The organism is Rhodococcus aerolatus, assembly GCF_054783215.1.
In genome coordinates, this window is sequence record NZ_BAAGQZ010000019.1 from 1 (window position 1) to 9,248 (window position 9,248).

At 76.8% G+C, this 9,248-nt stretch carries 6 protein-coding genes; all 6 read left to right on the forward strand.

All coding sequences use genetic code 11. The features are described 5' to 3' along the window. Window positions 1–203 precede the first annotated feature (203 nt). The gene (locus tag ACYVOF_RS08390) at window positions 204–2,036 is read left to right on the forward strand and encodes a peptidoglycan D,D-transpeptidase FtsI family protein (RefSeq protein WP_460865530.1); all 1,833 of its coding nucleotides are present in this window, start codon (window positions 204–206) and stop codon (window positions 2,034–2,036) included. Between the two features lie 223 nt (window positions 2,037–2,259). Beyond that, window positions 2,260–3,939: a UDP-N-acetylmuramoyl-L-alanyl-D-glutamate--2,6-diaminopimelate ligase gene (locus ACYVOF_RS08395; protein ID WP_460865532.1), complete on the forward strand. Its 1,680-nt coding sequence runs from the start codon at window positions 2,260–2,262 to the stop codon at window positions 3,937–3,939. After that, complete coding sequence (locus tag ACYVOF_RS08400) at window positions 3,936–5,501, forward strand: UDP-N-acetylmuramoyl-tripeptide--D-alanyl-D-alanine ligase (RefSeq protein WP_460865534.1); 1,566 nt, start codon at window positions 3,936–3,938, stop codon at window positions 5,499–5,501. The genes ACYVOF_RS08395 and ACYVOF_RS08400 overlap by 4 nt, the downstream gene beginning before the upstream one ends. Next, the gene (gene mraY / locus ACYVOF_RS08405) at window positions 5,498–6,577 is read left to right on the forward strand and encodes a phospho-N-acetylmuramoyl-pentapeptide-transferase (RefSeq protein WP_460865536.1); all 1,080 of its coding nucleotides are present in this window, start codon (window positions 5,498–5,500) and stop codon (window positions 6,575–6,577) included. Before ACYVOF_RS08400 ends, mraY begins: the two co-directional genes overlap by 4 nt. Window positions 6,578–6,580: 3 nt before the next feature. After that, the gene (gene murD, locus ACYVOF_RS08410) at window positions 6,581–8,005 is read left to right on the forward strand and encodes a UDP-N-acetylmuramoyl-L-alanine--D-glutamate ligase (RefSeq protein ID WP_460865538.1); all 1,425 of its coding nucleotides are present in this window, start codon (window positions 6,581–6,583) and stop codon (window positions 8,003–8,005) included. After that, on the forward strand, window positions 8,002–9,248 hold a 1,247-nt coding region (ftsW, locus tag ACYVOF_RS08415), incomplete at its 3' end, for a putative lipid II flippase FtsW (RefSeq protein WP_460865539.1). The genes murD and ftsW, both read left to right, overlap by 4 nt.

Sequence of the window (9,248 nt, forward strand, 5' to 3'; positions counted from 1 at the left end):
GCCCCGGCCGCCTCCCCGGCCCCGGCAGCCACGCCCGGGGACGAGCAGATCCGGCCCGACGCGGCGCCGGCGGGCCAGACTGCCCCCGGGCAGCCCGCCCCCGCCCCCGCCCCGACCGCCGCCGGAGCCGCCCAGTGACCACCCGCACCCCGCCCCGCCCCGGCCAACGCGCCGGTCACCCGGGCACACGCGCCGCGGGACCGGTGCCGCCGCGGCACCCGCGCGGCCCGGTGGGGGCGGACCCGGCCCGCCGCCGGCGGTGGGGCCGGGGCGTCATCTTCCTCGCGCTCGCGGTGGCCGTGGTGCAGCTGGTGCGGGTGCAGGGCATCGACGCCGCCGAGCTCTCGGCCGCCGCGCAGGAGAAGCGCAGCCTGACCACCACGCAGCCCGCCACCCGGGGCGCGGTGCTCGACCGCAACGGCACCACCCTCGCCTTCACCCTCGAGGCCAAGGCGCTGACCTTCCAGCCGACGGTGGTGCGGGCCGAGCTGGCCGCGGCGCACGACGCCAACCCCGGCACGGCGCCCACCGTGGACCAGCGGCTCGACGCCATCGCCCAGGGCGTGCACGACCGTCTCGGCGACGCGGTGCCCGCCGCGACCGTGCGCGCCCAGCTCGCGGCCGACACGACCTTCGTCTACCTGGCCCGCCAGGTGGACCCCGCCACCGCGTCGGCCATCAGCGACGAGTTCCCGGAGGTCGGCACCGAGCGCCAGGGGGTGCGCGAGTACCCGGGCGGGTCGCTGGCCGCCAACCTCGTCGGCACCACCGGGTGGGACGGCCACGGCCTGCTCGGCCTGGAGAGCTCCCTGGACTCCGAGCTGGCCGGCACGGACGGCACCCGCACGGTCGAGCGCGGGGCCGACGGCGCCGTCATCCCCGGCAGCACCCGCGACGAGCACCCCGCCACCGACGGCTCCACCGTCACCCTCACCATCGACGCCGACGTCCAGTGGTACGTCCAGCAGGCAGTGCAGCGGGCCAAGGACAACTCGCTGGCCCAGGACGCCTCGGTGGTGGTGCTCGACGCCCACACCGGCCAGGTGGTCGCGATGGCCAACGACGGCACCTTCGACCCCTCCCGGGACACCTCGACGGCCTCGGCCGCGGCGATGGGCAACAACGCCGTCACCACCCCGTTCGAGCCCGGCTCGGTCAACAAGATCATCACCGCGGCCGCCGCCATCGAGGACGGCATCACCACCCCGACGCAGGTCCACCAGGTGGACGGCCAGATCCAGGTGGCCGACCGGACCGTCCGGGACGCCTGGTCGCACGGCGTCGTCCCGATGACCACGACGGGGATCTTCGGCAAGTCGTCCAACGTCGGCACCCTCGGCCTGGCCCAGCAGGTCGGCGAGGACCGCTACGCCGACATGCTCACGAAGTTCGGCCTGGGGCGGCGGACCGACGTCGGCCTGCCGGGGGAGAGCGCCGGCTCGGTGCCCTCGCGCGACCAGTGGTCCGGCTCCACCTTCGCCAACCTGCCCATCGGCCAGGGCCTGTCGATGACCCTGCTGCAGATGACCGGGATGTACCAGGCCATCGCCAACGGCGGCGTGCGGGTCCCGCCCCGCATCGTCGCCTCCACCACCGCCCCGGACGGCACCGTGACGCCCACCCCGCAGCCCGAGGGCGTGCAGGTGGTGAGCCCGCAGACCGCCGACACGGTCAAGGACATGTTCCGCGCGATCGTGCAGGACGCCCCGGGCCAGGACCGGGGCACGGGCGTGGCCGCGGGCATCCCCGGCTACCAGGTCTCCGGCAAGACCGGCACCGCCCAGCAGGTCGACGAGTCGTGCGGGTGCTACTCCAACTCCAAGTACTGGATCACGTTCGCCGGCATGGCCCCCGCGGACGACCCGCGCTACGTCGTCGGCATCATGCTCGACGCGCCGCAGCGCGGCGTCGACGGCGGCGGCGGGCAGTCCGCGGCCCCGCTGTTCCACGACATCGCCTCCTGGCTGCTGCAGCGCCAGGACGTGCCGCTCTCGCCCCAGCCGACCCCGTTCATGCCGCTGGTGGCCGACCAGTGAGCCACCCCTAGGACCACCCGCGGCGGTGCCGGCGGCGGCCCGGTCCCGGTCGGGCCACGATTCGGCCGCGACCCGTCCCGGGGCACCCCGGGGGGAGTCCCGGGCCCGGGCGCGCCGGTACCGTGCCCAGAGCCCGCCGCACCACCGCCGGGCCCACCCCCGTGCGCTGCCGCGCCACCCGCCGCCGGTGCCCCACCGCGGCTCGAGCCCCGAGAGGAGACCGGTGAGCACCCCTGCGTCGCCCCTGCGCCCGCACCGCGTGGTCCCGGTCACCCTGGCCCAGCTGGCCGCCGTCACCGCCCCGGCGGCGCAGGACGGCCCCGGCGCCGACGCTGCCGCCGCCCGGGTCGACGGTGACGCCGGGACCCGGGTCACCGGGGTCACCCTGCGCGCGCAGGACGTCCGCCCCGGGGACCTGTTCGCCGCGCTGCCGGGCACCCGCACCCACGGCGCCCGCTACGCCGCCGACGCCGCCGCGGCCGGTGCGGTCGCGGTGCTCACCGACGACGCGGGGGCGGCCGACGCCGCGGCCACCGGGCTGCCGGTGCTGCGCCACCCCGCCCCGCGCGACGTGCTCGGGCCGGTCAGCGCCCGCGTCTACGGCGACCCGTCGCGCTCCCTGCAGGTCATCGGCATCACCGGCACCTCGGGCAAGACGACCACCAGCTACCTCGTCGAGGCGGGCCTGCGCGCCGCCCGCCGGGTGCCCGGCCTGCTGGGCACGGTGGAGACCCGGATCGACGGCCGCCGGGTGCCCAGCGCGCTGACCACCCCGGAGGCCCCCGACCTGCAGGCGCTGCTCGCGGTGATGGTCGAGCGCGGGGTCGACACCGTCGTCATGGAGGTCTCCAGCCACGCGCTGGTCCTCGGCCGGGTCGCCGGCACCCGGTTCACGGTCGGGGCGTTCACCAACCTCTCGCAGGACCACCTCGACTTCCACACCGACATGGACGACTACTTCACCGCCAAGGCGCAGCTGTTCGACCCCGCCTCGCCCACCCGCTGCGCGCGCCCCGTGGTGTGCGTCGACGACGCGTGGGGCCAGCGGATGGCCGGGGTCGCCGGCCCCCGCACGGCCACCGTCTCGACCACCGGCCCGGCGCCCGGGGCCGGGTCACCGCCCGGGTGGACGGTCGAGGACGTGGGGGAGAACCGGGCCCACGAGCAGGCGTTCACCCTGGTCGGCCCGCGCGGCACCCGCACCCCGGTGTCGGTGCGCATGCCGGGCCGCTTCAACGTCGCCAACGCGGCGCTCGCGATGGCCGTGCTGCACGAGGCGGGGGTCGACCTGACCGACGCCGCGCACGGCGTCAGCGCGGTCGGGGTGCCCGGGCGCATGCAGCGGGTGGAGCGTGGCCAGCCGTTCGCCGCCGTCGTCGACTACGCCCACAAGCCCGCCGCGCTCGCCGCCGTGGTGGCCGCGCTGCGCGAGCAGCACGAGGGCCGGCTGGCCGTCGTCGTCGGCGCGGGCGGTGACCGGGACACCGGCAAGCGACCGGTCATGGGTGAGGTGGCGGCGCGCGGGGCCGACCTCGTCGTCGTCACCGACGACAACCCGCGCTCGGAGGACCCGGCCGCCATCCGGGCCGAGGTGCTCGCCGGGGCACGGGCGGTTCCCGAGGCCGAGCGCGGCGAGGTCCGCGAGGTCGGCGACCGGGCGGCGGCCATCGCCGAGGCCGTCGCGTGGGCGGAGCGCGGCGACGTCGTCCTCGTCGCAGGCAAGGGTCACGAGCAGGGCCAGCTGGTGGACGGGGTGACCACCCCGTTCGACGACCGCGCCGTGCTCGGTGACGCACTGGAGGCCCGGGAGGTCGAGCGCTCCGGCGCGCGGCTGACGCACCCGGGCCCGAGCGTGGCCGACGACGTCACGGGGGACCGTGGGACGCAGGAGGAGGCGCGGTGATCGGGTTGACGCTGGCCGAGGTGGCGGAGGCCACCGGCGGCGTGCTCGCCGGCGGCGCGGACCCGGGTGCCGTGGTGAGCGGGACGGTCGAGTTCGACAGCCGCCGCGTCGGCCCCGGCGGTCTCTTCGTCGCGCTGCCCGGGGCCCGGGTGGACGGCCACGACCACGCCCGCGCGGCGGTCGACGCCGGCGCCGTGGCCGTGCTCGCCGCCCGCGAGGTGTCCTGCCCGGCCGTGGTGGTGCCGCCGGTGACCGCCGACGGCACCGCGGCGAACGCGATGGCCCTGGCCGCGGACACCGACGGGTCCGGCGCCGCCGTGCTGGCCGGGCTCGCCCGGCTCGCCCGCGCCGTCGTCGACCGGCTCGTCGCCGAGCAGGACCTCTGCGTCGTCGGGGTGACGGGCTCCTCGGGCAAGACCTCGACCAAGGACCTGCTGGCGGCCGTGCTCGCCCCGCTGGGCGGGCCGGGGTCGGTCGTGGCGCCGCCGGGGTCGTTCAACAACGAGGTCGGCCACCCGTGGACCGCGCTGCGCGCCGACCACGACACCCGCCACCTCGTCCTCGAGCTCTCCGCCCGGGGCGTCGGCCACGTCGCCGCGCTGTGCCGGGTGGCGCCGCCGCGGATCGGGGTGGTGCTCAACGTCGGCACCGCCCACCTGGGGGAGTTCGGCTCCCGCGAGGCCATCGCCCGCGGCAAGGGCGAGCTCGTCGAGGCCCTGCCCGCCGCGGCCGACGGCGGGGTGGCCGTGCTCAACGCCGACGACCCGCTCGTCGCGGCCATGGCGTCGCGCACCACCGCCCGGGTCGTCCGGGTCGGCCTGGCCGCGGACGCCGACGTCCGCGCCACCGACGTGGTGCTCGACGCGCAGGCCCGCGCCCGGTTCACCCTGGTCACCGCGGCCGGCTCGGTGCCCGTGGCGCTGGCCGTGCACGGCGAGCACCAGGTGGGCAATGCGCTGGCCGCCGCCGCGGTCGCCCTGGAGCGCGGCGCCACCCCCGCCCAGGTCGCCGAGGCCCTCGGCGGTGCGGCCGCGGTCAGCGGGCGCCGGATGGACGTGCGCACCCGGGCCGACGGCGTCACCGTGGTCAACGACTCGTACAACGCCAACCCCGACTCCGTGCGCGCCGCGCTCAAGGCCCTGGTGTCGATGGCCCGGGACGCCCGCGAGGGCCCCGTCCGGCGCAGCTGGGCGGTGCTCGGCGAGATGGGCGAGCTGGGCCCGGACTCGGTCCGCGAGCACGACGCGATCGGCCGCTTCGTGGTCCGCCTGGCCGTCGACCGGCTCGTGGTCGTCGGCGCGGCGGGCACGGCGGCCGACGTCGCCCGCGACGGCGGCGAGCCGGTGGTCGCCCTGCACCGCGGCGCGGTCATGGAGGGCTCCTGGGGGCGGGAGTCGCTGCTCGTCCCCGACGTCGAGGCGGCGGTCGCGCTGCTCGCCGAGGAGGTCGAGCCGGGCGACGTGGTCCTGGTCAAGGCGTCGAAGGCCGCCGGGCTCTGGCGGGTGGCCGACGCGCTGCTCGACGGTCCGGCCGCCGCCGGCACGGGGGAGGTGGCCCCGTGAGGCAGATCCTCGTCGCCGCGGGCATCGCGGTGGTGGTGTCCATCCTGCTGACGCCCTACCTCATCAAGGTGTTCTCCCGGCAGGGCTTCGGCCAGGAGATCCGGCAGGAGGGCCCGGCCAGCCACCAGGCCAAGCGCGGCACCCCGACCATGGGCGGGGTCGCGATCATCGTCGCGCTGTGGGCCGGCTACTTGGGGGCGCACCTCGTCGGCATCGCCTACGACGCGGACGGCCCGTCGGCGTCGGCGCTGCTGGTGCTGGGGCTGACCACGGTGCTCGGCGGGGTCGGCTTCCTCGACGACTTCATCAAGCTGCGCAACCAGCGCAACCTCGGGCTGAACAAGACCTCCAAGCTCGTCGGCCAGCTGGTCGCCGCCGTGGGCTTCGGCTTCCTCGCCCTGCAGTTCCGCGACGCCGACGGCCTCACCCCCGCGGTGACCCGGCTGTCCTACGCCCGCGACATCGCCACGCTGTCCTTCGGCGTGCTCGGCTTCGTGCTGTTCTGCTACCTCATCGTCAGCGCCTGGTCCAACGCGGTGAACCTCACCGACGGCCTCGACGGCCTCGCCGCCGGGTCGATGGCGATGGTGCTGGGCACCTACGTCGTCATCTCCTTCTGGCAGTACCGCAACGACTGCACCACCGACGCCATCGCCGGCTGCTACCAGGTGCGCGACCCGCTCGACCTGGCCCTGGTGGCGGCCGCGGCGATGGGCGGCTGCATCGGCTTCCTGTGGTGGAACGCGGCGCCGGCCAAGATCTTCATGGGCGACACCGGCTCGCTGGCCCTCGGTGGGCTGCTCGCGGGCCTGTCGATGGTCACCCGCACCGAGCTGCTGCTCATCGTCCTCGGCGCGATCTTCGTGCTGGAGGCGGCGTCGGTGGTCATCCAGGTGGCGGTGTTCCGCACCACCCGGCGCCGGGTGTTCCGCATGGCGCCGTTCCACCACCACTTCGAGCTGGCGGGCTGGCCGGAGACCTCGGTGATCATCCGGTTCTGGCTGCTCGCGGGCATCTCGTGCGCCCTGGGCCTCGCGCTGTTCTACAGCGAGTGGCTCGCCGCGATCGGGGGCTGAGCCGTGCTCGACCCGGCGCGGCTGGCCGGCGTCCCCGTGGTGGTGACCGGGGCCCGGGTGGCGGGGGTGGCCGCCGCCCGCGCGCTGCTGGCCCTGGGGGCGCGCGTGTTGCTGGCAGACTCCGACCCGGTGCTGCTCGCCGCCGCCGCCGCGGAGCTCGGGGTGCCCGGGCACGACGCCACGGCCGCGCTGCCCGAGGGCACCGCGCTGGTCGTCACCAGTCCCGGCTGGCGGCCCGACGCCCCGCTGCTCGCCGCGGCCGCCGCCGCCGGGGTGCCGGTGTGGGGCGACGTCGAGCTGGCGTGGCGCTGCGACGCGGCCGAGGTGTTCGGCCCCCGGCGCACCTGGCTGGCCGTGACCGGGACCAACGGCAAGACGACGACCACCACGATGCTGCTGTCGGTCCTGCTGGCCGCGGGCCGCCGGGCCGCCGCCTGCGGCAACGTGGGCCTGCCGGTGCTCGACGCGCTGCGCGACCCCGCCGGCCCCGAGGTCCTCGCCGTCGAGCTGTCGTCCTTCCAGCTGGCCTGGGCGCCCTCGGTGCGCCCGCACGCCGGGGTGGTCCTGAACATCGCGGAGGACCACCTGGACTGGCACGGGACGATGGCCGCCTACGTCGCGGCCAAGGCCCAGGTGCTCACCGGCGGCGTCGCCGTGCTCGGCCGCGACGACCCGGTCGCCGCGGGCCTGGGGGACCGGGCCGCGGGGCGGGTGGTCGGGTTCCGGATGGGCGAGCCCGGCCCCGGCGAGCTCGGGGTGGTGGGGGACGACCTGGTCGACCGCGCGTTCGGCGACGGCCCCGTGGTGCTCGCGGCCGTGGCCGACGTGACCCCGCCGGGACCGCCGACCACCCTCGACGCCCTCGCCGCGGCCGCGCTGGCCCGCACCGTCGGCGTGGGCCCCGCCGCGGTCTCGGCCGGGCTGCGCGCCCACGCCCCGGGGGCGCACCGCTCCGTGGTGGTCGCCGTGCACGACGGGGTGCGCTACGTCGACGACTCCAAGGCCACCAACCCCCACGCCGCGCTGGCCTCCCTCGAGGCCGCGGCCCAGGTGGGGTCCGGCCGGGTGGTGTGGGTGGCCGGCGGCCTGCTCAAGGGGGCCTCGGTCGAGGAGCTCGTGCGGACCGTCGCCCCCCTGCTGCGCGGGGTGGTGCTGCTCGGCCGCGACCGGGGCGTCGTCGCCGCCGCGCTCGCGCGACACGCGCCGGACGTCCCCACCCACGACGTCCGGTCACGAGACGATGACGACATGCACCTCGCCGCGTCCTCGGTCATGTCCGAGGTGGTCGCGGCCGCGGCGGCGTGGGCGGGTCCCGGTGACACCGTGCTGCTCGCCCCGGCCGCCGCCTCGATGGACATGTTCACCGACTACGGCCACCGGGGCCGGGCCTTCGCGGCCGCGGCCGAGGCCGCCGGGACGGCCGGGTGACGGCCACCCGCAGCCGGCGCGCACCCCGCGGCGTGGTGCGGCGCGCCGTCGGCGAGCTGGGCGCCGGGCGCACCTCGGTCACCGGCTGGCTCGCCCGCCCGCTGAGCTCGCTGCACCTCGTGCTGGCCGTGTTCGCGCTGCTCACGCTGCTCGGCCTGGTGATGGTGCTCTCGGCGTCCAGCGTCGAGGCGTTCTCCGTCGACGGCTCCGCCTACAGCCTGTTCGCCCGGCAGGTCATCTTCGCCGTGCTCGGCCTGGCCCTGTTCTACCTGGGCCTGCGCACCCCGGTCCGGGTGCTCAAGCGCGCCGCCGCGCCCGCGCTGGTGGTCGCGGTGGTGCTGCTGGTCCTCGTGCTGGTGCCCGGCATCGGGTACCTGTCCAACGGCTCGCGCAGCTGGTTCGTGCTCGGCCCGGTCTCGTTCCAGCCGGCGGAGGCGGCGAAGGTGGCGTTCGCGCTGTGGGGCGCGCAGCTGCTCGCGTCGCGGCGCCCCGGGCCCGTCACCCGGGCGCGGGACCTCGTGGTCCCGCTCGTGCCGGTGGCGATGCTGCTCGGCACGCTGATCCTGGTCCAGCCCGACCTCGGCACCACCGTCTCGCTGGTCATCATCGTGCTGGCCCTGCTGTGGTTCGCCGGGCTCCCGCTGCGGTGGTTCGCCGCCGTGGCCGGCGCGGGCGTCGGCGGGGCCCTGGCGCTCGGGCTCTCCGCGTCCTACCGCGCCGACCGGATCACCTCCTTCCTGCACCCCGAGCTCGACCCGCAGGGCGCCGGCTACCAGGCCACCCAGGCGCGGTACTCCCTGGCCGACGGCGGCTGGTTCGGCGTCGGGCTCGGGCAGAGCCGCGCGAAGTGGAACTACCTGCCCAACGCCCACAACGACTTCATCTTCGCGATCCTGGGCGAGGAGCTCGGCTTCGTCGGCGCGGTCGCGGTCATCGGGCTCTTCGCGCTGCTCACCTACGTCGGGCTGCGCATCGCGGGCCGCGTGCTCGACCCGTTCCTCTCGCTGCTCGTCTCGACGTGCACCGTGTGGCTGCTGGCGCAGGCGCTGATCAACATCGGCTACGTCGTCGGCCTGCTCCCCGTCACCGGCCTGCAGCTGCCGATGGTCAGCTCCGGGGGCACCTCGACCGCCCTGACCATGCTCGTCTTCGGGCTGCTGGCCAACGCCGCGCGCCACGAGCCGGACGCCATCAGCGCCGTGGAGGTGCACGGCGAGGGCCGCCTGGCCCGCGCGCTGCGGCT